The sequence below is a fragment of the Cupriavidus gilardii genome, assembly GCF_008801915.1.
Classification (GTDB): domain Bacteria; phylum Pseudomonadota; class Gammaproteobacteria; order Burkholderiales; family Burkholderiaceae; genus Cupriavidus; species Cupriavidus gilardii.
This window is the reverse complement of record NZ_VZOV01000003.1, coordinates 93,317-118,899: the sequence shown is the minus strand read 5'-3', so window position 1 is coordinate 118,899 and position 25,583 is coordinate 93,317. Positions and strand designations below refer to the sequence as shown.

Genomic DNA, 25,583 nt, shown 5'->3' with positions numbered 1-25,583 from the left:
TTCCTCCCCCGCCACCCCGCTCCCAGACCGAGACCGCCATGCCCATCCCAGATTGGCCCGCCAGCGAACGTCCTCGCGAAAAGCTGCTGCAAGCCGGTGCCGCGGCGTTGTCCGACGCCGAGCTGCTGGCGGTATTCCTGCGCGTCGGCGTGCCGGGCAAGAGCGCGGTCGACGTCGCGCGCGAACTGATCGCGGCGTTCGGCTCGCTGACCGGACTGCTGGCGGCCAGCCAGGCCGAACTGAGCCGCGTGCGCGGGGTCGGCAGCGCCAAATACGCGCAGCTGCAGGCGGTGGTCGAGCTGACGCGCCGGGCGCTGGCCGAGCAGTTGGCGCTGGCGCCGGGCCTCGAATCGCCGCAGGCGGTACGCGACTACCTGCGCCTTTCGTTGGCGCAGCGGCCTTACGAGGTGTTCCTGTGCCTGTTCCTCGACGCGCGCAACCGGCTGCTGGCCGCCGAGGAACTGTTCCGCGGCACGCTGACGCAAACCAGCGTCCACCCGCGCGAGGTCGTCAGGCAGGCATTGGCGCATAATGCGGCCTCGGTGATCGTCGCCCACAACCATCCGTCGGGCAATCCGGCGCCGAGCGCGGCCGACCTGGCGATGACCAAGACGCTGGCGCATTCGCTGGCACTGATCGATGTCCAGGTGCTGGACCACTTCATCGTCGCAGGCAATACGACCTATTCGCTGGCGGAGCATCGCCAACTGTGACGCCCGAGGCACTGGCGCATCGCCGTGGCGTCAACGCACAGAAGGCATTGATCGAGCGAGGGATTTCGGTCTATAATGCCCGTTTTGCTGAAGTCTTAACCGCTGCAGTCCGGGCCCGCGCGCCTTTTGTTGATCTGTTGCGAACATTGTCCACGAATAGAAGATTTAGGAGTGCTTCATGGCACGCGTCTGTCAAGTGACCGGGAAAGCGCCGATGGTCGGCAACAACGTTTCCCACGCAAACAACAAGACCAAGCGCCGTTTTCTGCCCAACCTGCAGAACCGTCGTTTCTTTGTTGAATCGGAAAACCGCTGGGTGAGCCTGCGCGTCTCGAACGCCGGTCTGCGCCTGATCGACAAGAAAGGCATCGACTCCGTGCTCGCCGACCTGCGCGCACGCGGCGAAGTCTAATTAGGAGTTCATCATGGCCAGCAAAGGCGGACGCGACAAGATCAAACTGGAATCCACCGCGGGTACCGGTCACTTCTACACCACCGACAAGAACAAGCGCACCATGCCGGAAAAGATGTCGATCAAGAAATTTGATCCGGTCGCGCGCAAGCACGTCGAGTACAAGGAAACCAAGATCAAGTAATTGATCCTGCGTTCCAGCGAAGAACCCCGCCATGGCGGGGTTTTTTGTTGCCCGCGCGTGCCTGCCGATGCCGGCTCGCCGCCCCCTGGCCGTCGTCGCGCAGCAGCGGCCGCGGCACGCCGTGCCAGCAGCAGGGGCAAGGCGCCGCCGCGTCGTCCGCGGTGTACACTTTCGAGCTTTCCCGCACCACCGGCGCCCTCGGCGCGCCACCACGCATCATGAACTTCGACGTCGCCATCGTCGGCAGCGGCCTGGCCGGCCTCACGGTCGCGCTGCAACTGGCCGACAGCCACCGGGTTGTCATCGTGAGCAAGCGCGCCATGACGCAAGGCGCCAGCGACTGGGCCCAGGGCGGCATCGCGGCGGTGCTCGACTCCGGCGACAGTCACGACGAACACACGCAGGACACGCTGATCGCCGGCGCCGGGCTGTGCGATGAAGGCGCGACCCGCTTCATCGTCGAGCACGGACGCGAAGCGATCCAGTGGCTGATCGACCGCGGCGTGCCGTTCACGCGCGACGAACAGGCCGAGCTTGGCTACCACCTGACGCGCGAAGGCGGCCACAGCCATCGGCGCATCATCCACGCGGCCGACGCCACCGGCCATGCCGTGGTGACGACGCTGACCGAGCAGGTGCGCCGCCATCCCAACATCACGATCCTCGAGGACCATTTCGCGATCGACCTGATCACCTCGCGCAAGATGGGACTGGGCGGCAACCGCTGCCTCGGGTTGTACGTGCTCGACGACGCCAACGGCCAGGTGCATACGCTGACCGCCAGCCACACGGTGCTGGCCACAGGCGGTGCCGGCAAGGTCTATCTCTATACGACCAACCCGGATACCGCGACCGGCGACGGCATCGCGATGGCCTGGCGCGCCGGCTGCCGGGTCGCGAACATGGAGTTCATCCAGTTCCATCCGACCTGCCTGTACCACCCGTACGCCAAGTCCTTCCTGATCTCCGAGGCGGTGCGCGGCGAAGGCGGCCGGCTGGTGCTGCCCGACGGTACCCGCTTCATGCCCGAGCACGACGCGCGCGCCGAGCTGGCGCCGCGCGACGTCGTGGCCCGCGCGATCGACTTCGAGATGAAGAAGCGCGGCCTGGACTGCGTGTATCTGGACATCACGCATCAGCCCGCGCCCTTTCTGCGCGAGCACTTCCCCACGATCCATGCGCGCTGCCTGGAGCTGGGCATCGACATCACGCGCCAGCCGATCCCGGTGGTGCCGGCCGCGCACTATACCTGCGGCGGCGTGGTCACCGACACGGCGGGACGCACCGATCTCGACAATCTGTACGCGGTCGGCGAGACCGCCTACACCGGCCTGCACGGCGCCAACCGGCTGGCATCGAACTCGCTGCTCGAATGCATGGTGATCGGCCGTGCCGCGGCCAACGACATCGCGTCGCGGGCCAAGGCCCGCGAACCGGACCTGACGCTGCCGCCGTGGGACGAGAGCCGCGTGTCGGACGCGGACGAGGAGGTCGTGGTCTCGCACAACTGGGACGAGCTGCGCAGGATGATGTGGAACTACGTCGGCATCGTGCGTACCAGCAAGCGGCTCGAACGCGCCCAGCATCGGATCGCGCTGCTGCGCGAGGAAATCACCGAGTACTACGCGAACTTCCGCGTCACGCGCGATCTGCTGGAACTGCGCAATCTGGTCGAAGTGGCAGCGATGATCGTCGACAGCGCCTATGCGCGTCACGAAAGCCGTGGCCTGCATTTCAGCCGCGACTATCCGGGCACGCTGCCGAAGGCGCTGCCGACCGTGCTGCAGCCGCCCAACGGGCGCCGTCGCGGCAACTGACCCGCCACCGGCGATCGCGCCGCGGCCCGATCGGACCCCGGCGAGCTCAGCCGATGATGCGCAACGAGTAGTCGGTTGCGCGCACGTCCTTGGTCAACGCACCGACCGAGATCCGGTCGACACCAGTCTCGGCGAAACGGCGGATCGTATTCGCGTTGACGCCGCCGGACACTTCGAGCACCGCGCGGCCGCCATTGATCCGCACCGCCTCCCGCATCATCGGTTCGGTGAAGTTGTCCAGCAGGATCGAGACCGCACCGGCGGCCAGCGCCTCTTCCAGTTCGACCAGCGATTCGACCTCGACCTGCACCGGCACGCCCGCGTTCAGCGCGGCCGCCGCGCGCAACGCCGCGGTGATGCCGCCGGCCGCGGCGATATGGTTTTCCTTGATCAGGATGCCGTCATAGAGCGCCAGCCGCTGATTGTCGCCGCCGCCAATCTTGACCGCATACTTCTGCGCGAGGCGCAGCCCCGGCAAGGTCTTGCGCGTGTCCAGCACGCGGGCGCGCGTACCGGCGACCAGATCGGCGTAGCGCCGCGTCGCCGTGGCCACGCCCGACAGCAGCTGCAGGAAATTCAGCGACGGACGCTCGGCGGTCAGCAACGAACGGGCCGGGCCGTCGATTTCGCAGACCACCGAATCGGCCGCCATGCGCGCGCCTTCCTGTTGCAGCCAGCGAACCTGCAAACGCGGATCGACGGCCCGCATGCAGGCATCGAACCACGGCTGCCCGCACAGCACCGCATCCTCGCGCACGATCACGCGGGCACGCGCCTGCTTGTCGCCCGGTACCAGCTGGCCGGTCCAGTCGCCGGAGCCGACGTCCTCGGCGATCGCCGCGCGGACGTTGTCGCGCAGCGCCTCGGCCAGCGCGGGCCCGTATTGGTCGAAGACCGGATTCACCGCGTCGTTCATCGAGGAATCGCTCATGCCGGTCCGATCCCTTGGAACAGCGCCTGTTCCTTGGCCAGGTCGGCAGCGGGCCGTACGTTGGCCTTCTGCTGGGCGGCAAAGTCCAGCATGCGATCGATGCAGGTATAGGCGCGGCGGCCGATCTGAGGATCGACGTGGATCTCGTTGCGGCCGGTCTCCAGCACCTCGGCCAGATTGGTCAGCGCATTCATCGCCATCCACGGGCAATGCGCGCAGCTCTTGCAGGTCGCGCTGTTGCCGGCGGTCGGCGCCTCGATGAAATGCTTGCCCGGCGCGGCCATCCGCATCTTGTGCAGGATGCCGTTGTCGGTGGCGACGATGAACTCGCTGGCGTCGAGCTGCTGGGCGGCGGCGATCAGTTGCGAGGTCGAGCCGACCACGTCGGCCTGCGCGACCACGTTGGCCGGCGATTCCGGATGCACCAGGATCTTGGCCTTCGGATGTTCCTTGCGCAGCAGATCAAGCTCGATGCCCTTGAACTCGTCGTGCACCAGGCACGAGCCCTGCCACAGCAGCATGTCGGCACCGGTCTGGCGCTGGATATAGCTGCCCAGATGCTTGTCCGGCGCCCACAGGATCTTCTCGCCGCGCGCGTGCAGATGCTCGACGATCTTCAGCCCGATGCTGGAGGTCACCATCCAGTCGGCACGCGCCTTGACCGCGGCGCTGGTGTTCGCATAGACCACCACGGTGCGATCCGGATGCGCGTCGCAGAATGCCGCGAACTCGTCGGCCGGGCAACCCAGGTCCAGCGAGCAGGTCGCGTCCAGGTCGGGCATCAGGATGGTCTTTTCGGGGCTGAGGATCTTGGCGGTCTCGCCCATGAAGCGCACGCCCGCCACCACCAGCGTCTGCGCCGGATGGTCGCGCCCGAAGCGGGCCATCTCCAGCGAATCGGACACGCAGCCGCCGGTTTCCTCGGCCAGGTCCTGCAGGTTGGCATCGACATAGTAGTGCGCGACGAGCACCGCATTGCGCGCCTTCAGCAAGGCGCGGATGCGATCCTTCAACGCGGCGCGCTCGTCCGGGGTCAGCGCGGGCGGCACCTTGGCCCAGGCGTGGGCCACACAGCTCGCGCCACCTTCGGCCTGCATCTGCGTCGGTTTCTCGAACTCGACGGTCTTGATCGTTTGGGGGGTCATCTCCTGTACTCCTCGGGGCACCCTGCGCTCGCCGCCGCATCGCAACGCGTCTTCATGGCGGCCGGGACCGGCCTCTAGATGGGGCGGCGTCGCCAAAAGAAAAGCCCCGCCAGCGACAGCATGGCGGGGCTTCGGGCGCGCCTGGCATTGTAGCAGGCGCTGTCCTTCTTATCAGGCGTTACGCGTAGCGGCGCAGGCGCAGCGAGAACTCCTGCAGCGCCTGGATGCCGCTGGCTTCGGCGCGGTGGCACCAGGCCTGCAGCTGCTGCAGCAACTGTTCGCGCGTCAGGTTCGAACGGCCCCAGATCGCGGCCAGTTCGCGGCGCATTTCGACGAAGGTCTGCAGCGCCTTGTTGTGCTCGACGATGCTGGCCAGTTGCTGGCGCTGCGGCTCGGCCAGCTTGGTCTCGTCACGGTGGAACCACTTGCGAGCCAGCTTGAAGCGCCGATAGTCGGCAACGCGCTTGGCCTTCAGTTGAGCCAGTTCCTCGCGGTACGCGTTCTTGACGGCCTTGGCATAGCGGGCCATCACGTCATAGCGGTTGGCGATGATCGCCTCCAGCGTGTTGTGATCGACCGGACGGGCCTCGACCAGACGCGCCTTCGGCGGGGTCTTCTTGACCTTGGCCAGGCCGACCGCCTGCATCGCGCGGATATACCACCAGCCGATATCGAACTCGTACCACTTGATCGAGAACTTGGCCGACGTCGGGTAGGTATGGTGGTTGTTGTGCAGTTCCTCGCCGCCGATGATGATGCCCCACGGCGACACATTGGTCGACGCGTCCTCGCAATCGTAGTTGCGATAGCCCCACCAGTGGCCCAGGCCGTTGATGATGCCGGCGGCATGGATCGGGATCCACAGCATCTGCACGCCCCAGACCGACAGGCCGACCACGCCGAACAGCGCCAGGTCGATGATCAGCATCAGGCCGACGCCCTGCCAGGTGAAGCGCGAATACAGGTTGCGCTCGATCCAGTCGTTGGGCGTGCCGTGGCCGAACTTGGCCAGCGTTTCCTTGTTCTTCGCTTCGGCCCGGTACAGCTCGGCGCCTTCGAGCAGCACCTTGCGGATGCCGCGCGTCTGCGGGCTGTGCGGATCGTCTTCGGTTTCGCACTTGGCGTGGTGCTTGCGGTGGATCGCGGTCCACTCCTTGGTGACCATGCCCGTGGTCAGCCACAGCCAGAACCGGAAGAAGTGCGCGGCGATCGGGTGCAGATCGAGCGAGCGGTGCGCCATGCACCGGTGCAGGAAGATCGTGACGCCGGCGATGGTGATGTGGGTCATGACCAGGGTGAAGATCACGATCTTCCACCAGGACCAGTCGAGAAGGCCGTTGGCGGCCCACTGAAGAATTGTGTCGAACAAACTGTTCTCCGTGCTAGATAGAGGCTGGCTGCGACGCGTCAGGGTGTCGCAGCAACGCGCAGAAAAATGACTGCAAATCCAGTGATTGCGTCTTATGGCGTCAGCCAAGGCGCCTTGCGCCTTCGCGGGACCCCGGCACGCGCCGCTGCAATCTGGCGGCTGGCCCTCGGGCACGGATCGGTAGTCCGGCCGGGAGAATCCCCGGGACGACCCGCGATTTTACCGGAACGCCAGCGTCCCGGCATCCGCTTTTACCCGTGCGTGTGCTTTTCGTTTGCGGTGTTGGACGCCGAAAACGATACTTCGTTCCTGCAATGGCAAAGGCGTCACATCGGTGTTGAGTCTCACACCACTTATGCCGATTCCGCCGCATTGGCGGCGACCGTCGACACCGGCGTCGTGGTCAGCGCGCCGCTCTGGGGCAGCACCCGCAACTCGCGCTGCGGATAGGGAATCGAAATGCCGTTGGCGCGGAACGCCTTCCAGATCGCGCGGTTCATTTCGGATTGCACGCCGAGCTTGCCGTTCTGGGGATCGGCGATGAAGCCGGCCACCTCGTATTCGACGCCGCTGTCGGCAAACGCCACCAGGAAGGCCGACGGCGCCGGGTCGGCCAGCAGCCGCGGCACGCCGCGCACCGCCTCGGTCAGCAGCGTCAGCACCATCTCGGGATCGGCGTCGTAGTCGGCCTGCACCCGCGTCGCCACCCGCACGTTGGTGTTCGAGAACGAATGGTTCTGCACAGATTGCGCGACCAGCTGCTCGTTGGGCACCAGCGTCTCGCCGTCGCCATTGCGCACCACGGTGTAGCGGGTGCGGATCTGCGCGACGATGCCGGTGTACTTGTCGACCGTGATCTGGTCGCCGAGCTTGACCGAGCGGTCCAGCAGGATGATGAAGCCGGACACGTAGTTGCTGGCGATCTTCTGCAGGCCCAAACCCAGGCCGACGCCCAGCGCGCCGCCAAACACCGACAGCACGGTCAGGTCGATGCCGACCAGCGACAGGCTGAACAGCAGCGACACCAGCAGCAGCAGCGCCTTGGACAGCCGCGTCAGCACCACGCGCAGGCTGGTGTCGATCGTCGCCGAACGCATCAGCCGCTCCTCCAGCCACGAGCCGAACCACAGCGCGGCCAGCACCGTCAGCAGGATCCACACGCATGCCATCAGCAGATCGGCCACGCTGATGCGCTGCTGCCCCAGCGCGAACTGGATCGAGTCGAGCCACTGCACCGCCTCGGACAGCATGCCGAGCACGTACAGCGCCATGCCGGCCCAGACCAGCGTGGTCAGCACCTTCTCCACCAGCGTCAGCATCCCGTGCAGCTGGCCGTTGCCGGACAGCACCCGGCGCAGCACGTAGAAGGCGAAATAGAGGAAGGTGATGCCGAACAGCGGCACCAGCGCCAGCCGCAGCATGCTGACCGGAATCAGCGGCGCCAGCGCGAAGCGTGCCGCCAGCACCAGCAGCCAGCCGAACAGCGGAAACATCGCGCGCTCCAGGCTCGCGGCGGCAAAGCGCAGCGCGAAGCTCGACCCCGCGTAGCGCGCCTCGAGCCGGGCCGCGACATGGCGCGCCAACGGCCAGGCCAGCAGCACGCAGCCGGCCAGCACGGCCAGTTGCCAAAGAAAGCCCGGGTCGCCGGCGTCTTGCATCAGGTCGCCCAGCATCTTGCCGAACACGGCGTGGGATTGCGACAGATCGGTCAGGGAATTGGAGGCCATCGATCGACGAGTTCAACCAGTGGAGACAATGGAAACAGCGAAGAACAAAAAAATACCGGGCCATCGGTGCCCGGTATCCGTGAAACGACAGGGGCCGGAGCCCCCATGCTCATGGACGCGTCCGCTCCAGCACCGCCGCGAAGAAGCCATCGGTCTGGTGCAGATGAGGATAGAGCGCCAGCGTCTGCGCGTCATCCGGCAGGTCGGCGATCGCAATTTTCTGCTCGGCCAGCACCTGCGCGACCGGCACCAGCTGGAAGTCGGCATGGCGGCTCAGGAAGTCGCGCACGATCGCCTCGTTCTCGGCCTCCAGCACGCTGCAGGTCGCGTAGACCACGCGGCCGCCCGGCTTGACCAGCCGCGCCGCCGATTCGAGGATCGCGGTCTGCTTGGCGGTCAACTCCAGCACCGTCTGCGGAGTCTGGCGCCATTTGAGGTCCGGATTGCGCCGCAGCGTACCGAGGCCGCTGCACGGCGCGTCGACCAGCACGCGGTCGATCTTGCCGGCCAGGCGCTTGACCTTGGCATCCTGTTCCGAGTCGATCAGCACCGGATGGACGTTCGACAGGCCGCTGCGCGCCAGCCGCGGCTTCAGGTTCGCCAGGCGCTTGTCGGACACGTCGAAGGCATAGAGCCGTCCGGTCGAGCGCATCAGCGCGCCAAGCGCCAGGGTCTTGCCGCCCGCGCCGGCGCAGAAATCGACCACCATCTCGCCGCGCCGCGGCGCCACCAGATGGCACAGCAGCTGACTGCCCTCGTCCTGCACCTCGACCAGTCCGTTGACGAAGATCGGCAGCTGGTTCAGCGCCGGCTTGCCGGCCAGCCGGATGCCGGTCGGCGCGATCGGCGTCGGCTCGGCCGCGAGTTCGGCCTCCTCCAGCTGCGCCAGCACGGCCTCGCGCGAGGTCTTGATCAGATTGGCGCGCAGATCCAGCGGTGCCGGACGCAGCCAGGCATCGCCGAGCGCCGCGGTAAAGGCCTCGCCATGCCGGGCGACCAGCTGCTCGTACAGCCATTCGGGCAGGTTGGCGCGCACGCGCGGTGCCAGGCTGGCGCGCTCGATCGTCATCAGCCGGTCCAGCCACTGCGCCTCGTCGGGGTACAGGAACGGCGTCAGCGCGTCGCGGCCCAGCGTCGCCGCCAGGCCCAGCAGCGCCAGCCGGCGCGGGGCGGCGCCCGAGCCCGACTCGGCAAACTGGGCGAATTCCACGCGCCGGCGCAGCACGGCGAACACCGCCTCGGCGATGATGCCGCGCTCGCGATGGCCCAGTTTGGGGTTTTCGCGGAAGTAGTAGCTGACCACGGCGTCGGCGGGCCGCGCGAACAGCATCACCTTGCCGAGCAGCCGGTCGATATGCTGGATATGCGTGGCATGCAGGGCGCCATGCGGACGAACCTGGCCATCGCTGGCGCTCTCGCGCGGCGCGCCGGCCTTGCGCAGCGGGGTGGGCTTGCGCTTGCTGCGCGGGGACGGACGCGCGCCGCCGCGCGGTGCCTGGGCGGGACGGGTCATTGACGGGCTCCGGTGGTATCGACAGGGTTGGCGGAGTCCGAGGGGGAGTCCGAGGGGGAGTCCGAGGCCGCCAGCGCGATCAGCAATTGCGGCTCCGGCGGATCGACATGGACCACGCCGTCCTTGACGCGCAGCCGTCCTTCGACGAACCAGCGCACCGCGCGCGGATAGATCTGGTGTTCGCAAGGCAGCAGCCGCGCCGCCAGCGTTTCGGGCGTGTCCTCGGGCCCGATCTCGATGGCCGCCTGCAGCACGATGGGACCGTGGTCCAGCGCCGCGGTGACGAAATGCACGCTGGCGCCGTGCACCTTGACGCCGGCTTCCAGCGCCTGCTGGTGGGTATGCAGGCCGGGGAAGCTGGGCAGCAGCGACGGATGGATGTTCATCATCCGGCCGGCATAGTGCTCGACGAATTCGGGCGTCAGGATCCGCATGAAGCCAGCCAGCACCACCAGATCGGGCACGTGGGCGTCGATCGCGTTGGCCAGCGCCTTGTCGAAGCTGGCCCGGTCGGGATAGTGGCGATGATCGACCACGCCGACCGGAATGCCTTGCGCCGCGGCGAACTTGAGGCCGGGCGCGTCGGGACGGCTGGACAGCACGGCGGCGATCCGTGCCGGCCAGGCCTGCTCGCTGCAGGCCCGGACGATCGCTTCCATGTTGGAACCGCGTCCCGAGATAAGGATGACGATATTTTTCATCGCGCAATTCTACCAAGGCGGCGCCCCGCCACAGCGCGCTGGAGACCCCGGCGGCGCAAACTCGCCGGCCGTTGCTTCCCCCGATTGCGGATTGTGACGCCCCGCTCGCTCTGCTAGAGTCGCCCTATCGCCAATCCGCCTGCTCGACGGGACGGGACCATACAACAAGGGCGAAGCTGTTTTAGACGGGAAATCGCATGTCGAATGTTGCACCGACCTTGCTGGTGGTCGACGACCACCCCATGGCGCTGTCCGGCACTACCCTGTTCCTGGCGCAGGTCATGCCCGATGTTGCAGTCCATGCCGCCGGGAGCGCCTCCGAGGCGCTGAGTACTCTCCAGCGCGGGCTGCGGCCCGATATCGTGCTGCTCGATATCTGGCTGAACGACGGCACCGGCTTCGACGCCATGCAGACGCTCAAGTCGATCGTGCCGGCCGCGCGCTTCATCTTCATGTCGGCCGAGGCCACGCCCGAAATCGTCGAGCGTGCCCGCGCGCTGTCGGCCTTCGGCTTCGTCGGCAAGCATCTGGACGCGCCCGCTTTCGCCGCGGTGGTACGCCGCGTGCTGGCCGGCGACACCGCCTTTCCGTCCGACGAGGCCTTGAACGGCCAGCCGCGCGCCTTCGGCCCCACGCACAGCATTCCGGTCACGCCGGCCGAGCTCGGCCTGACGCCGCGCCAGGGCTCGGTGCTGGCGCTGGTGCTCGAGGGCCTGCCGAACAAGGTGATCGCGCGCGAGCTCGGGCTGACGGAAAACACCGTCAAGGAGCACGTGTCGGCGATCCTGCAGCGGCTGGGCGTGCGCACGCGGATGCAGGTGATGTCGCGGATGGAGCGGTTCCGGCTGCGGCAGTAGGGGCCGGCGCCTGGCCGCTCCGGCCGCTCCGGCCGCTCGGCCGCTCGGCCGGCGCTGTCAGACCGTCCGCAGCCAGCGCCGCAGCAGCATCCGCAGCGCGCCCGGATCGACCGGCTTGGGCAGCACGAAGTAGCCCGCCTCCTCGGCCTCGGCCAGCGCCGCCGACTTCAGGTCGCCGGTCAGCAGCGCGCTGCGCGCCTGCGGCTGCGTCTGCTGCCAGCGTTCGAGCAGCGCCAGGCCGTTTTCCTTTCCCGGCAGGCGCAGGTCGCAGAAGATGATGTCGGGCCGCAGGCCGTCCGCAAACATCCGCTCGGCCTCGGCGCCATCGGCGGCGCACGACACCCGCACGCCCCAGGCCTCCATCAGCGCGATCCAGGCGTTGCGCACGTGGCTGTCGTCGTCGACCACCAGCACCTCGCCATGCAGCCGATCCGGCATCGTACGCTGCGCCACCGCGTCGCTGCGCATCGCGCGGATCGTCGCGACCGACTCGGCCGGGGCCGGATTCAGCGTGAACCAGAACATCGAGCCCTTGCCCGGCACCGAACGCACGCCGTAGGTGCCGCGCATCAGCCGCACGCATTCCTTGAAGATCGCCAGACCCAGGCCGAGGCCGTGCGAGCGGTCGCGCTGCGGATTGTGGACCTGGAAGTACGGGCCGAAGATCTCCGGCAGGTGCTCGGCCGGGATGCCCGCGCCGGTGTCCCAGACCTCGATGCGAACCTGCGTACCGCGCATGCGCGCGGCGACCAGCACCCGGCCCTGGCGCGTGTAGCGCAGCGCGTTCTGGACCAGATTGAACAGCGCGCGGCGCAGCAGCACCGGCTCGGCCATCGCATGCAGCTCGCCGGCGACGCGCGGCGACAGCCGCAGCCCGGACGCCTGCGCGTCGCCGGCGAACTGGTCGCAGACCTCGCGCACCAGCTGGCCGGCGTCGCAGGGCTCCAGTGTCGGCAGCACCTTGCGCCCCTCGAGCTTGGACAGGTCCAGCAGCGAGCGGAACAGCAGATCGATGGTCTGCGTGCCGGCCGCCACCTGCTCGACCAGCGGCCGCAGCGCCGGCGAATCGTTGCGCGCGCGCAGCGCCTCGACCAGCATCACCAGCGCATGCACCGGCTGGCGCAGATCGTGGCTGGCGGCGGCCAGGAAGCGGGATTTCTCCTCGCTGGCATGCAGTGCGCGCTCCTTCTCCTGCTGGAACTGCCGCGCCAGCCGCCGGCTTTCGCCCTCCAGCCGGATCGCGCGCACCAGCGAGCCGTGCAGGTTCAGCGCGTGGCGCGCCAGCATCAGCGCATAGATCAGCAGCAGCAGCCGGATATAGCCGCCGTGGCCGGGAAACGCGTAGCCGGCCAGCAACAGATTGGGCACCAGGATCGGAATGCCGACATAGAGCAGGTTGACCGGCGCCGGTGCCTGCGAGCTCGCGCCGCCGGCCAGCGCGCCGAGCGTCAGCACCAGCAGCACGCCGGAAAACACGGCGGACGACGACACCAGGTGCAGCAGCGCGGCGCTGCCCCAGCTCAGGCCGACCAGCACCGCGACGCCGCGCATCGGGTCGCGCCACTTGCGCGTATGGGCCGAGCGGCTCAGGTGCGGGATATCGCGCAGGTAGCCCAGGTAGAACCACGTGCAGCCGGCCGCCTGCAGCAGCATCGCCGCGCACCAGGCCAGCAGCGCGCCGCGGCTTGCCTCGTGCCAGAAGGCGGCGGTGGTCAGCCCCGGCAGCAGCAGCGCCGCCACGATGCCGCTGGGCACGACCCGATGGACCGCCGCCAGCAGCTTGGCCTCGGTATCGGCGTCCAGCGGCGGCGCGGGCGGCGGAAGGATGCGCTTGAGCTGCGCGATCAGGTTGGCGGGCGGCACCGGAGGTCGGCGTGCGTGACGGCAAGAATGTGGACGCGGCATATCATGCCGACTTTCGCCGCGGCGCGCCACCGGGCCGGATCGGCCGGCGGGCGGGCCCACGCGCCGGCCGTCCCCCCGCGCCGGCCGCGCGCTTGTGCCACGCTTGTGCCGCGCTTGTGCCGGGCTTGTGCCGCGCGTGGCCGCCCTTGTGCCGTCCTTGTGCCGCAAGGCGGGGCAAAGCGCCCGTTCCCTTTATAATCCAGCCTTTATTCCTAACCGTTTGTCGCCGTCCTCGTGAAAGTCTTCCGCGGCCTGCCCAATGCCGAGAGCCGGGCACCCTGCGCACTCACCATCGGCAATTTCGACGGAGTGCACCGGGGCCACCAGTCCCTGCTCGCGCGCGCGCGCGCGGCGGCCGACGCGCGCGGGCTGCCGCTGTGCGTGATGACCTTCGAGCCGCACCCGCGCGAATTCTTCACGCCGGACCGCGCGCCGACCCGCATCGCGCTGCTGCGCGACAAGCTCGAAAGCCTGCGCCGCAACGGCGTCGACCGCGTGGTGGTCGAGCACTTCAACGCCCATTTCGCCGCCCAGTCCCCCGAAGCCTTCGTCGAGAACGTGCTGTGGCACGGGCTGCATGCGCGCTGGGTGCTGGTCGGCGACGACTTCCGCTTCGGCGCCAGGCGCGCCGGCGACTTCGCCTATCTGCAGCAGGCCGGCAAGCGCTACGGCTTCGACGTCGAGCAGATGGGCTCGGTCTCCGAGGGCGGCGTGCGGATCTCCAGCTCGGCGGTCCGCCAGGCGCTGGCCGACGGGGACCTGGACCATGCGCGCCGGCTGCTCGGCCATGGCTATGCGATCAGCGGACACGTGGTCCATGGGCGCAAGCTGGGCCGCGACCTCGGCTTCCCGACGCTGAACCTGCGCATTGCGCACAAGCGCCCGGCGGTCAACGGGATCTTCGTGGTGCAGGTGCACGGCATCGCCGACACCCCGCTGCCGGGCGTGGCCAGCATCGGCGTGCGGCCGACTGTCGAGGACGCCGGACGGGTATTGCTGGAAGTGCATCTGTTCGATTTCGACCGCAGCGTCTACGGCAAGCTGGTGCGGGTCGAGTTCATCAAGAAGCTGCGCGATGAAGCGCGTTTCGACTCGCTGGAAGCGCTGACCGCGGCGATCGCCAAGGACTGCGCCGACGCGCGCGCCTTTTTCGGCCTGACCGAGCCCGACGCGCAGACCGCGGCGGACGCTGCCGGCACCGCCGGCGCGCCGGCGGTGCGCACCACCTCCGCCACGGACCGAATTAGCTAGCGGCCGGCTTTCGCCGCGCATGCGCGCGCAGCCGGGTCACCGCCGACCCAGCCCAATTTTCGCGCCGGCCCCGCTCCGTCCGGGCCGGGCGCTCACCGAATCGCCCTGAGAATCGTCATGTCCGACACCAAGCAAGCCAAGGCCGGCGCCAAGCCGGAGAACAAGAACGCCGAGAAGAGCAAATACCCGGTCAACCTGCTCGACACCCCGTTCCCGATGCGGGGCGACCTGCCCAAGCGCGAGCCGCTGTGGGTCAAGCAGTGGCAGGAAAAGAAGATCTACCAGGCGATCCGCGCGGCGCGCCGCGGCGCGAAGAAATTCGTGCTGCACGACGGCCCCCCGTACGCCAACGGCGACATCCACATCGGCCACGCCGTCAACAAGGTCCTGAAGGACATGATCATCAAGGCCCGGGGCCTCAGCGGGCTCGACGCGGTCTACGTGCCGGGCTGGGACTGCCACGGCATGCCGATCGAGATCCAGATCGAGAAGCAGTACGGCAAGGGCCTGCCGGTGCAGGAGGTCCAGGCCAAGGCACGCGCCTACGCGACCGAGCAGATCGCCCGCCAGCGCAAGGACTTCGAACGGCTGGGCGTGCTGGGCGACTGGGACGACCCCTACCTGACGATGAACTTCAGCAACGAGGCCGACGAGATCCGGGCGCTGGGCAAGATCCTGGAGAAGGGCTACGTCTTCCGCGGCCTGAAGCCGGTCAACTGGTGCTTCGACTGCGGTTCGGCGCTGGCCGAGGCCGAGGTCGAGTACAAGGACAAGACCGACCTGTCGATCGATGTCGGCTTCCCGTTCGCGGAGACCGACAAGGTCGCGCGCGCCTTCCACGTGCCGCTGGAAACGCTGTCGTCCAAACCCGGCTGGATCGTGATCTGGACCACCACGCCGTGGACGATCCCGTCGAACCAGGCGCTGAACCTGCATCCCGAAGTCGAATACGCGCTGGTCGACACGCCGCGCGGCTTCCTGATCCTGGCCACCGAGCGCGTCGAGGAACAGCTCAAGACTTATGAGCTCGAAGGCAAGGTCGTCGCGACCTGCACCGGCGCGGCGCTGACCGAGGTCCGCTTCCACCATCCGCTGGCCAAGATGGACCCGGGCTACGAGCGCACCTCGCCGGTCTACCTCGGCGACTATGTGACCACCGATACCGGCACCGGCATCGTCCATTCGGCGCCCGCCTACGGCATCGAGGACTTCCAGTCCTGCAAGGCGCACGGCATGCGCGACGAGGACATCCTGAGCCCGGTGATGGGCGACGGGGTCTATGCCAGCTGGCTGCCGCTGTTCGGCGGGCTGTCGATCTGGGATGCCAACCCGCGCATCGTCGAGACGCTGAAGGCCTCGGGCAACCTGTTCAACTCGCACCGCTACGAGCACAGCTACATGCACTGCTGGCGGCACAAGACGCCGATCATCTACCGCGCGACCTCGCAATGGTTCGCCGGCATGGACGTGGTGCCGGCCGACAACGGTCCGACGCTGCGCGAGACCGCGCTGGCAGGCATCGACGCGACCGCCTTCTACCCGTCCTGGGGCAAGCAGCGCCTGCACAACATGATCGCCAACCGGCCCGACTGGACGCTGTCGCGCCAGCGCCAGTGGGGCGTGCCGATGGCCTTCTTCGTCCACAAGGAAACCGGCGCGCTGCATCCGCGCACGCCGCAGCTGCTCGAGGCCGTGGCCAGGCGGGTCGAGCAGCACGGCATCGAAGCGTGGCAGACGCTGGACGCCACCGCGTTCCTGAAGGAACTGGGCGAGACCGACGCCGAGATGTACGAAAAAAACCGCGACACGCTGGACGTCTGGTTCGACTCGGGCACCACGCACTGGACCGTGATCCGGGGCTCGCACCGCGAGGACCTGTACGATGCGGCCGCCGACACGCCGGACGGGCGCCTGGCCGACCTCTATCTGGAAGGCTCGGACCAGCACCGCGGCTGGTTCCATTCGTCGCTGCTGACGGCGTCGATGCTGTACGGCAAGCCGCCCTACAAGGCGCTGCTGACGCACGGCTTCACCGTCGACGGCGAGGGCCGCAAGATGTCGAAGTCGATCGGCAACACCGTGTCGCCGCAGGACGTCGCCAACAAGATGGGCGCCGAGATCATCCGGCTGTGGGTGGCGTCGACCGACTACTCGGGCGAGCTGTCGATCTCCGACGAGATCCTGAAGCGCGTGGTCGAAGGCTACCGCCGCATCCGCAATACGCTGCGCTTCCTGCTGGCCAACCTGACCGACTATGACCACGCACGCGACGCGCTGCCGCCGTCGGAATGGCTGGAGATCGACCGCTACGCGGTCGCGCTGACCGCGCAGCTGCAGAAGGAAGTGCTGTCGCACTACGACGTCTACGAGTTCCACCCGGTGGTGGCCAAGCTGCAGACCTTCTGCTCGGAGGACCTGGGCGGCTTCTACCTGGACGTGCTGAAGGACCGGCTCTATACCACCGCGCCGAACTCGAAGGCGCGCCGCGCCGCGCAGAACGCGCTGTTCCATATCACGCAGGCCATGCTGCACTGGATGGCGCCGTTCCTGTCGTTCACCGCCGAGGAAGCCTGGCAGGTGTTCGCGCACGGCACCGAACACGCCGACACGATCTTCACCAGCACCTATTACACGGTGCCCGAGATCGACCAGGCCGACGATCTGCTGCAGAAATGGCATACGGTGCGCGCGGTGCGCGCCGAGGTCACCCGGCAGCTGGAGGCGGTGCGGACCGAGGGAAGCATCGGCTCGTCGCTGCAGGCCGAGGTCTCGATCCAGGCCGGCGGTCCGGCGCTGGAGGCGCTGGCCAGCCTCGGCGACGACCTGCGCTTCGTGCTGCTGACCTCGGCCGCGACGGTGTCGCCGGCGCCCGAGGGCGGCGATCTGCTGGTGACCGTGCATCCGTCCGGCCACGCCAAGTGCGAGCGCTGCTGGCACTACCGCGAGGACGTCGGCCACGACGCCGCGCATCCGACCCTGTGCGGCCGCTGCACCAGCAATCTGTTCGGCGCCGGCGAACCGAGGAGCCACGCCTGATGGCCGCGACTACCCGTACCGCCCGCGCCCGCGCCGCCAGCAACAAGAGCCGCAGCGGCACGCCGCTGCTGTGGCTGGCCTTCGCCGCGCTGGTCGTGGTGCTCGACCAGTTCTTCAAGATCGTGATCGTGCGCAGCTTCGACTATGGAGAATCGCGCCCCGTCACAGGCTTCTTCAACCTGGTGCTGGTCTACAACAAGGGCGCCGCGTTCAGCTTCCTGGCCGACGCCGGCGGCTGGCAGCGCTGGTTCTTCACCGGGCTGGGGCTCGCGGTTGGCACCTTCATCGTCTGGCTGCTGTTCCGCCATGCCGGCCAGCGGCTGTTCAGCCTGGCGGTGTCGCTGGTGCTCGGCGGCGCGATCGGCAACGTGATCGACCGCATCGTCTACGGCCATGTGGTCGACTTCCTCGACTTCCATCTGCGCGGCTACCACTGGCCGGCGTTCAACGTCGCCGACTGCGCGATCACGGTCGGCGCGGTGCTGCTGATCGTCGACGAATTCCGGCGAGTGCGCCGGCACTGAGCCTGCGCCGAGGCGCGCCGCGCGACGAGCCGGCGCGTCCTTCGGCGCGCCGGTATCATCGACTCCCTCCCCCCTCGCATCGAAGGCCCTTCCATGGATCTGCGCGGCAAACATCTCGTACTCGGGCTGACCGGCGGCATCGCCTGCTACAAGTCGGCCGAGCTGGTCCGGCTGCTGACCAAGGCCGGCGCCACCGTCCAGGTGGTGATGACGGACGCGGCGACGCAGTTCATCACGCCGGTCACGATGCAGGCGCTGTCGGGGCGGCCGGTGTACACCTCGCAGTGGGACGGCCGCATCGCCAACAACATGGCCCATATCGACCTGTCGCGCGAGGCCGATGCGATCGTGATCGCACCGGCGTCGACGGACTTCCTCGCGCGGCTGGCCAACGGCCTGTGCGACGACCTGCTGTCGACGCTGTGCATCGCGCGCGATTGTCCGCTGCTGGTCGCGCCGGCGATGAACCGGCAGATGTGGATGGCGCCCGCGACCCAGCGCAATATCGCGCAGCTGCGCGCCGATGGCGTCGCCGTGCTCGGCCCGGGCAGCGGCGACCAGGCCTGCGGAGAGGTCGGCGATGGCCGCATGCTCGAGCCCGAGGAGCTGCTGGACGATATCGTCGCGCACTTCCAGCCGAAGGTGCTGGCCGGCCGCCGGATGCTGATCACCGCCGGGCCGACCTTCGAGGCGATCGACCCGGTGCGCGGCATCACCAACCGCTCGTCCGGCAAGATGGGCTTCGCACTGGCTCGCGCGGCGCGCGAGGCCGGCGCCGACGTGCTGCTGGTGGCCGGTCCCACCGGGCTGCCGACCCCGCGCGGCGTCGCCCGCATCGACGTGCAGAGCGCGCAGCAGATGCACGACGCGGTGCTGTCGCAACTGCGCGGCACCGACGTGTTCGTCGCGGTGGCCGCGGTGGCCGACTGGCGCCCGGCCGAGGTGTCGGAGCAGAAGCTGAAGAAGGCCAACGACACCGACACGCCGACGCTGCGCTTCGTGCAGAACCCCGACATCCTGGCCACCGTGGCCGCGCGGGCCGATGCGCCCTACTGCGTCGGCTTCGCCGCCGAGAGCGAAAACCTGGAGCAGTACGGCGAGCAGAAGCGCCGCCGCAAGGGCGTACCGCTGCTGGTCGGCAATATCGGCCACCATACCTTCGGCCTGGACGAGAACGAGATCGTGCTGTTCGACGAGCGTGGCGCGACGCGTCTGCCGCGTGCGGACAAGCTGTCGCTGGCGCGGCATCTGGTGGCGGCGATCGCCGACCGGCTGCCGGTGGAACGGCCTTGACGGGCGTCGCGTATTTCGCCGGCCTTCTGCATTGCTTCCCTCTTCCCGACCCTCTCCTCCCGAGGGGAGAGGGAGAACACAATCTCCCATCCGACCCGACTCCGATGACCCCTTCCCCCAATCCCACCGTCGAAATCAAGATCCTGGACGCGCGCCTGCACGAGTGGGGCTTGCCCAATTACCAGAGCGACATGGCCGCCGCGATCGATCTGCACGCCTGCCTGGACGCGCCGCTGACGATCGAGCCCGGCACGCCGGCGCAGCTGGTGCCGGCCGGCATCGCGGTGCATATGGGCAACCCGTATATGGCCGCGACGATCGCGCCGCGCTCGGGGCTGGGACACAAGAAAGGCCTGGTGCTGGGCAACTCGATCGGCGTGATCGATGCCGATTACCAGGGTCCGATCATGGTCAGCGTCTGGAACCGCAATGCGCCCGGCACCGAGCCGATCGTGATCCAGCCGGGCGAGCGCATCGCACAGATGATGTTCGTGCCGGTGCTGCGCCCGGTCTTCACCACGGTGGAAGCGTTCTCGAGCGAATCGGCGCGTGGCGCCGGCGGCTTCGGCTCGACCGGCGTCCATCACGGCGGGGCCGCCGCCTGACGGTCGCCTGACCGTCGCCTGACGGTCTCTGACCGTCGCCGCCGCAGCGGCCGCGTCTCAGCGCTGCTCGAACAGCAGCGCGACGCCCGCGGCGGCGTGGGCCGGAATCAGCGTCTCGGTCGCGCTCAGGTCGAGGCTGGGAACGCCGGCCTCGCGCCACAGTGCGCGCGCCTGGTCCAGCGACGCCGTGCGCAGCCGGATGGCGGCATAGCCGGGCACCGCCTGGCGGATATGGCCGGTGCCGGTCGCCGCGGCAAGGGCCTGCGGGGTGGACAGCACCAGCGTCGCGTCGCCGACGGCCAGGCTGCAGACGTGTTCGCTCAGCTGGGTCAGCTCGGCGCCCATCAGCTCCGCATAGGCGCGCGCGGCGGCATCGACCAGCGAGGGCGCCACCACCAGGAACATCGTCCCGATCGCCTGCGCGCCATTGGGGTGCGTCATCCATTCCGGCCGCCACAGCAGCTCCGGCGTGCGGTGCTCGCACAGGAAGAAGCGCGCGCCCGGCGCGTCGTCCATCGCGGTGACGCGGAAGATCGCCGGGTGTTCGGAGCCATCGTTCAGGCGCACCGGACGCGAGAACTCCACCGGCTCTGCGGTATGCCAGCCGCCGCCGCGCAACGCCGCGGCATCGGCCACCGCATCGTCGCTGCGGCACGACAGCGCGGCGCAGCCCCCGCCATGCTGCTGGCTGTGCCAGTAGTACTGCAGCGCCTCGCTGGGGCCGTCGACATGCATCAGCTCGAGATAGTCCCGAGCCAGCATCACGCAATGGTTCCGCGAGCCCAGCGTATGAAAGCCCCGCGGCGTCAGCGTGAAGCCGAGCCGCTGCCAGGTCTGTGCGGCGGCGTCGAGGTCGGGGCAGATCACGACGGCATGGTCGAACTGGCGCTGCGCTGCGAGGGTCGCTGTCATTGCCACTGTCCTTGCGTCACGTTGGGTCGATTGTCGGATCGAACTCTGATCGATCGCGGATCGATCATTCGAACTGGAGATTGGCATGGCGGGCCACCGCCTGCCACCTGTCGTACTCGCGCCGGACCAGCTGGCCCAGCGCTTCCGGTGTGCCGGCCACGGGCTCGAGCCCATGAGCGGCCAGCGCCGAGGCGACCCGCGGCGCGCGGATCGCGTTCGACAAGGCACCATGCAGACGGCCGACCACGGCCGGCGGCAGGCCGGCCGGGCCGAACACGCCGATCCAGCCGTAGGCCTCGAAGCCCGCCACGCCCTGTTCCGCGACCGTCGCCACCTGCGGCAACTGCGCCAGCCTGCGCTCGCCGGTCACGGCCAGCGCCTTCAGCGTGCGCGTCTGAAGGTGGGCCTGCACGGCCGCGTAGCTGGCCAGCACCAGGTCCGCCTGGTCCGACAACACCGCTTGCACCGCCGGTCCGGTGCCCTTGAACGCGACGTGCCGCCACGACGCCCCACCTTCGCTCGCCAGCGCCTGCGCGGCCAGCTGATTGAGGCTGCCGGGGCCCGGCGACGCCACCCGGATCGGTTCGTCGCGCTGCCGCCCGAGGCCGATCAGCGCACGAACATTGTCGACCGGCAACGAAGGATGAACCGCCACCACCAGCGGATGGCGCGCCAGCTGGGAGATTGGCGTGAAGTCGCGGAAGGTGTCGTACGGCAGTTGCTTGTAGGCGATCGGCTGCAGCGCGAGGCTGTCGAAGGCCATCAGCAGCGTCTGCCCGTCGGGCCTGGCGCGGGCCACCGTGGCCGCGGCCTGCAGGCCCGCGGCGCCGGGACGGTGATCGACTACCACCGGCTGGCCGAGCGCCTGCTTCAGCCCCGGCTGCAACTGGCGCGCGACCACGTCGCCACTGCCGCCCGGCGGAATCGGCAGCACCATCGCCACGTGGCCGCCGTAGGTGCTCGCCGACTCGCCCGGCAAAGCGTGGGCGATCAACGGGATCGGGGATGTCGCGGCCAGCGGCAGCGACTTCAGCATCAGACGACGCAGGCGAAACATCGGTGGCTCGTTCAGCTTGCCGGCAGGCATCGGCGCCGCCCAAGGCGGTCCGCGCCGTACGCGGCCAAATGAATAGGGGCGGCATCGCTGCCGCCCCGTACTATTTTGCCGAAGGATAGCATGGAACTCGCGTGACGGGCCCGTCCGGCCCGCCACCCGTCCCTGCCTGGGATCAGGCCTCCGCGCGTTGCTCGCTTTCCGGCGCCTCCGGCGGCTCGGTATCGATCTCGGCGAACTCCAGCTTGATCTGGTCCTTGTCGTCCAGATCGACCACGACCTTGCCGCCCGACGCCAGCTGGCCGAACAGCAGTTCGTCGGCCAGCGCCTTGCGGATCATGTCCTGGATCAGCCGTTGCATCGGACGCGCGCCCATCAGCGGATCGAAGCCCTTGCGCGCCAGGAACTTGCGCAGCTTCTCGGTGAAGCTGGCCTCGACCTTCTTCTCGTGCAGTTGCTCTTCCAGCTGCATCAGGAACTTGTCGACCACGCGCAGGATGATTTCCTCGTCCAGCGAGCGGAAGCTGATGATCGCGTCGAGCCGGTTGCGGAACTCGGGCGTGAACATCCGCTTGATGTCGGCCATCTCGTCGCCCTGCTCGCGCGACGACGTGAAGCCGATCGTCGCGCGGTTCATCGTCTCGGCGCCGGCGTTGGTCGTCATGATGATGATCACGTTGCGGAAGTCCGCGCGCCGGCCGTTGTTGTCGGTCAGCGAGCCGTGGTCCATCACCTGCAGCAGGATGTTGAAGATATCCGGATGCGCCTTCTCGATCTCATCGAGCAGCAGCACACAATGCGGCTTCTTCGTCACCGCCTCGGTCAGCAGACCGCCCTGATCGAAGCCGACATAGCCCGGGGGCGCGCCGATCAGACGGCTGACGGCATGGCGCTCCATGTACTCGGACATGTCGAAGCGGATCAGCTCGATGCCCATGATGAAGGCCAGCTGCTTCGCCACTTCCGTCTTGCCGACGCCCGTCGGGCCCGAGAACAGGAACGAGCCGATCGGCTTGTCGGTCTTGCCCAGGCCGGCGCGCGACATCTTGATCGCCGAAGCCAGCGCCTCGATCGCCGGATCCTGGCCGAACACCACCGACTTCAGATCGCGGTCCAGCGTCTGCAGCTTGCTGCGGTCGTCCTGGTTGACGCTCTGCGGCGGGATCCGGGCGATGCGCGAGACGATGTCCTCGATCTCGCTCTTGCCGATGGTCTTCTTCTGCTTGGACTTCGGCAGAATCCGCTGCGCGGCGCCAGCCTCATCGATCACATCGATAGCCTTGTCCGGCAGATGACGGTCGGTGATGAACCGCGCCGACAGCTCGGCCGCCGCGGTCAAGGCCGCCGATGCGTACTTGACGCCGTGGTGCTCCTCGAAGCGCGACTTCAGGCCGCGCAGGATCTGCACGGTCTGGTCGACCGAAGGTTCGACCACGTCGATCTTCTGGAAGCGCCGCGAAAGCGCCGCATCTTTCTCGAAGATGCCGCGATATTCGGTGAACGTCGTGGCGCCGATGCACTTGAGCTGGCCCGACGACAGCGCCGGCTTCAGCAGGTTGCTGGCGTCCAGCGTGCCGCCCGACGCGGCACCCGCGCCGATCAGCGTGTGGATCTCGTCGATGAACAGGATCGCGTTCGGGTTGTCCTTCAGCGATTTGAGCACGCCCTTGAGCCGCTGCTCGAAGTCGCCGCGGTACTTCGTGCCGGCCAGCAGCGCGCCCATGTCCAGCGAGTAGACGACCGCCTTCTCGAGGATGTCGGGCACCTCGTTCTTGGTGATTCGCCAGGCCAGGCCTTCGGCGATCGCAGTCTTGCCGACGCCGGCCTCGCCGACCAGCAGCGGATTGTTCTTGCGCCGGCGGCACAGGACCTGCACCACGCGCTCGACCTCGCTCTCGCGGCCGATCAGCGGATCGATCTTGCCGGCCTTGGCGAGCGCGTTCATGTTCTGGGTGTACTGCTCCAGCGGGCTTTCCTTGCCGTCGCCGCCCTCGCCCTCGGCCGTGCCGTCGCCATGCTTGGCGGGCTCGGACTGATCCTTGCGGATGCCGTGGCTGATGAAGTTGACGACGTCGAGCCGCGTCACGCCCTGCTGCTGCAGGTAGTAGACCGCGTGCGAATCCTTCTCGCCGAAGATGGCCACCAGCACGTTGGCGCCGGTGACTTCCTTCTTGCCGTTGGAGGTCGACTGGACATGCATGATCGCGCGCTGAATCACGCGCTGGAAGCCGAGGGTCGGCTGCGTGTCCACCTCGTCGGTACCAGGCACGACGGGGGTGTTGTCGACGATGAAATTCTTCAGGCTGGTGCGCAGGTCCTCGATATTGGCCGCGCAGGCGCGCAGAACTTCCGCTGCGGTCGGGTTGTCCAGCAACGCCAGCAGCAGGTGCTCCACGGTGATGAATTCGTGGCGTGCCTGCCTGGCCTCGACGAAGGCCATATGCAGGCTGACTTCCAGTTCTTGCGCAATCATGCTTCCTCCATCACGCACTGCAGTGGATGCCCTGCCTGCCGTGCGTGCGTTGACACCAGCTCGACCTTCGTCGCGGCGATATCCCTGGTATAGATACCGCAGACTCCCTTGCCTTCCCGATGCACGGTCAGCATGATTTGCGTCGCCGTTTCTCGGTCCCTGCTGAAATACTGTTGCAGGATCATGACGACAAACTCCATCGGAGTGTAGTCGTCGTTCAGCAGGACGACCTTGTACATGGCCGGCGGTTTGAGCGCCTGCTCTTTCCGCTCCAGTACGGTGCCTGCATCGCGTTGTGGGACATTCGCCAGCCGTGTAGCCATGGCTTTATTCTAACCCCTCCGCTCAAGTCTGCAATTTGGGCAAATGCTGTCGGTTTCAAGGGCAAGCTTCCAATTCAGGACCATTCCTCGACCCTCGAACCACGCCGCCCGGCGCAGCGGCGAACGGCGTGCCCGAAGGCGTGCGCCAGAGCGTTCCAATACGCTGCGCGAGCCGTCACAGTAGCACGGTTGCGAGCCGTCCCATTCCTGCCACATTGGCATCAGGGTGGGGAATGTGCCGTCTTGACAGTCTGATTGTTTGCCAGAAGAATCGTTCGGACATTCAGGTCCGGTCCCGCGAGCCAAAGCAACAGACCGGACCTCGAGTGCTCCGTGAGCAGGGAGGCCTACGGAGCCGGCAGCGGCGCCTCGACAGAGGCGCTGCAGTGTTTGGTGCAACCCCTCGTTGCATCTGCCGCTGGCCTGAGCGCCCCCCTGTTTGAAATCTGTTTTTTCGTTGGGGGAGTTTATGGCAAGCGGTACGGTCAAATGGTTCAATGATGCCAAGGGCTTCGGGTTTATCACCCCGGACGACGGTAACGAAGAACTGTTTGCGCACTTTTCGGCTATCCAGATGAATGGCTTCAAGACCCTGAAAGAGGGCCAGCGCGTTTCGTTCGAAATCGTGCAAGGTCCGAAGGGCAAGCAAGCCACGAACATCCAGAGCGCCGCCTGAGCGCGACATCGCGACCGCACCGGCCGACAGAGCGCGCGGCGGTCGCTGCAGGCTTCGACGGCAGGCGTCCGGCGGGGGCAATCGAATCGTCGATTGCCGAGGCGCAGGTCGTTGAATCCTGGGGAAAGGGCCCGGCAATGCCGGGCCTTTTCCATTGCATTT

At 67.8% G+C, this 25,583-nt stretch carries 22 protein-coding genes; 11 read left to right on the top strand and 11 right to left on the bottom strand.

The annotated features are described in order from the left end of the window. The first annotated feature begins 38 nt into the window (after positions 1–38). The 4 genes from radC to nadB all read left to right on the top strand — a co-directional run bounded on the left by radC (position 39) and on the right by nadB (position 3,126). Positions 39–713, top strand: coding sequence for a RadC family protein (gene radC / locus F7Q96_RS06130; protein ID WP_053822438.1), 675 nt, complete (start codon positions 39–41; stop codon positions 711–713). Positions 714–891: 178 nt separating this feature from the next. Next, positions 892–1,125: a 50S ribosomal protein L28 gene (rpmB, locus tag F7Q96_RS06125; RefSeq protein WP_006575661.1), complete on the top strand. Its 234-nt coding sequence runs from the start codon at positions 892–894 to the stop codon at positions 1,123–1,125. Positions 1,126–1,138: 13 nt separating this feature from the next. After that, complete coding sequence (rpmG, locus tag F7Q96_RS06120; RefSeq protein WP_006575662.1) at positions 1,139–1,309, top strand: 50S ribosomal protein L33; 171 nt, start codon at positions 1,139–1,141, stop codon at positions 1,307–1,309. Between the two features lie 218 nt (positions 1,310–1,527). After that, on the top strand, positions 1,528–3,126 hold the full coding sequence (gene nadB, locus F7Q96_RS06115; RefSeq protein ID WP_053822439.1) for an L-aspartate oxidase: 1,599 nt from the start codon (positions 1,528–1,530) through the stop codon (positions 3,124–3,126). Between the two features lie 46 nt (positions 3,127–3,172). Here nadB and nadC read toward each other — a convergent pair whose 3' ends face one another. The 6 genes from nadC to purN form a co-directional block, all read right to left on the bottom strand. Continuing rightward, positions 3,173–4,057, bottom strand: coding sequence for a carboxylating nicotinate-nucleotide diphosphorylase (gene nadC, locus F7Q96_RS06110; protein ID WP_053822440.1), 885 nt, complete (start codon positions 4,055–4,057; stop codon positions 3,173–3,175). Next, positions 4,054–5,202, bottom strand: a complete 1,149-nt coding sequence (gene nadA / locus F7Q96_RS06105; protein ID WP_151022252.1) for a quinolinate synthase NadA — start codon at positions 5,200–5,202, stop codon at positions 4,054–4,056. Before nadA ends, nadC begins: the two co-directional genes overlap by 4 nt. 178 nt (positions 5,203–5,380) lie before the next feature. Continuing rightward, positions 5,381–6,571 carry a DesA family fatty acid desaturase gene (locus F7Q96_RS06100; protein WP_151022250.1) on the bottom strand — a complete coding sequence of 397 codons (1,191 nt, stop codon included), beginning with the start codon at positions 6,569–6,571 and terminating at the stop codon, positions 5,381–5,383. Positions 6,572–6,924: 353 nt separating this feature from the next. Further along, on the bottom strand, positions 6,925–8,298 hold the full coding sequence (locus tag F7Q96_RS06095; protein WP_053822442.1) for a mechanosensitive ion channel family protein: 1,374 nt from the start codon (positions 8,296–8,298) through the stop codon (positions 6,925–6,927). Between the two features lie 109 nt (positions 8,299–8,407). Then, a complete protein-coding gene (locus tag F7Q96_RS06090; protein WP_053822443.1) occupies positions 8,408–9,811 on the bottom strand; it encodes an RsmB/NOP family class I SAM-dependent RNA methyltransferase in 1,404 nt (467 codons plus the stop codon). Further along, positions 9,808–10,512 (bottom strand): phosphoribosylglycinamide formyltransferase, encoded by a 705-nt coding sequence (gene purN / locus F7Q96_RS06085; RefSeq protein ID WP_053822444.1) that lies wholly within the window; start codon positions 10,510–10,512, stop codon positions 9,808–9,810. The genes F7Q96_RS06090 and purN overlap by 4 nt, the downstream gene beginning before the upstream one ends. 197 nt (positions 10,513–10,709) lie before the next feature. On the opposite strand from purN, the gene F7Q96_RS06080 reads away from it, so the two are divergent. Beyond that, entirely contained in the window at positions 10,710–11,369 is a 660-nt protein-coding gene (locus tag F7Q96_RS06080; protein ID WP_053822445.1) for a response regulator, read from the top strand. Between the two features lie 57 nt (positions 11,370–11,426). On the opposite strand, the gene F7Q96_RS06075 is transcribed toward F7Q96_RS06080, so the two are convergent. After that, a complete protein-coding gene (locus tag F7Q96_RS06075) occupies positions 11,427–13,274 on the bottom strand; it encodes a hybrid sensor histidine kinase/response regulator (RefSeq protein WP_390885696.1) in 1,848 nt (615 codons plus the stop codon). Between the two features lie 234 nt (positions 13,275–13,508). On the opposite strand from F7Q96_RS06075, the gene F7Q96_RS06070 reads away from it, so the two are divergent. The 5 genes from F7Q96_RS06070 to dut all read left to right on the top strand — a co-directional run bounded on the left by F7Q96_RS06070 (position 13,509) and on the right by dut (position 19,983). Then, entirely contained in the window at positions 13,509–14,525 is a 1,017-nt protein-coding gene (locus F7Q96_RS06070; RefSeq protein ID WP_151022248.1) for a bifunctional riboflavin kinase/FAD synthetase, read from the top strand. Between the two features lie 117 nt (positions 14,526–14,642). After that, positions 14,643–17,561 carry an isoleucine--tRNA ligase gene (ileS, locus tag F7Q96_RS06065; RefSeq protein ID WP_151022246.1) on the top strand — a complete coding sequence of 973 codons (2,919 nt, stop codon included), beginning with the start codon at positions 14,643–14,645 and terminating at the stop codon, positions 17,559–17,561. Then, a complete protein-coding gene (gene lspA, locus F7Q96_RS06060) occupies positions 17,561–18,085 on the top strand; it encodes a signal peptidase II (RefSeq protein WP_053822447.1) in 525 nt (174 codons plus the stop codon). Before ileS ends, lspA begins: the two co-directional genes overlap by 1 nt. 93 nt (positions 18,086–18,178) lie before the next feature. Beyond that, entirely contained in the window at positions 18,179–19,378 is a 1,200-nt protein-coding gene (coaBC, locus tag F7Q96_RS06055; RefSeq protein ID WP_053822448.1) for a bifunctional phosphopantothenoylcysteine decarboxylase/phosphopantothenate--cysteine ligase CoaBC, read from the top strand. A gap of 104 nt (positions 19,379–19,482) precedes the next feature. Further along, positions 19,483–19,983 carry a dUTP diphosphatase gene (dut, locus tag F7Q96_RS06050; RefSeq protein ID WP_053822449.1) on the top strand — a complete coding sequence of 167 codons (501 nt, stop codon included), beginning with the start codon at positions 19,483–19,485 and terminating at the stop codon, positions 19,981–19,983. Between the two features lie 57 nt (positions 19,984–20,040). On the opposite strand, the gene F7Q96_RS06045 is transcribed toward dut, so the two are convergent. The 4 genes from F7Q96_RS06045 to clpS all read right to left on the bottom strand — a co-directional run bounded on the left by F7Q96_RS06045 (position 20,041) and on the right by clpS (position 24,745). Continuing rightward, complete coding sequence (locus tag F7Q96_RS06045; protein ID WP_053822450.1) at positions 20,041–20,895, bottom strand: VOC family protein; 855 nt, start codon at positions 20,893–20,895, stop codon at positions 20,041–20,043. A gap of 64 nt (positions 20,896–20,959) precedes the next feature. After that, on the bottom strand, positions 20,960–21,952 hold the full coding sequence (locus F7Q96_RS06040) for a tripartite tricarboxylate transporter substrate-binding protein (RefSeq protein ID WP_053823193.1): 993 nt from the start codon (positions 21,950–21,952) through the stop codon (positions 20,960–20,962). Positions 21,953–22,124: 172 nt separating this feature from the next. Next, entirely contained in the window at positions 22,125–24,422 is a 2,298-nt protein-coding gene (clpA, locus tag F7Q96_RS06035) for an ATP-dependent Clp protease ATP-binding subunit ClpA (protein ID WP_053822451.1), read from the bottom strand. Continuing rightward, positions 24,419–24,745, bottom strand: a complete 327-nt coding sequence (clpS, locus tag F7Q96_RS06030; RefSeq protein WP_006578051.1) for an ATP-dependent Clp protease adapter ClpS — start codon at positions 24,743–24,745, stop codon at positions 24,419–24,421. The genes clpA and clpS overlap by 4 nt, the downstream gene beginning before the upstream one ends. A 469-nt stretch (positions 24,746–25,214) precedes the next feature. Between clpS and F7Q96_RS06025 the strand changes: the two genes are divergently transcribed. Next, positions 25,215–25,421: a cold-shock protein gene (locus F7Q96_RS06025; RefSeq protein WP_006578050.1), complete on the top strand. Its 207-nt coding sequence runs from the start codon at positions 25,215–25,217 to the stop codon at positions 25,419–25,421. Positions 25,422–25,583 lie beyond the last annotated feature (162 nt).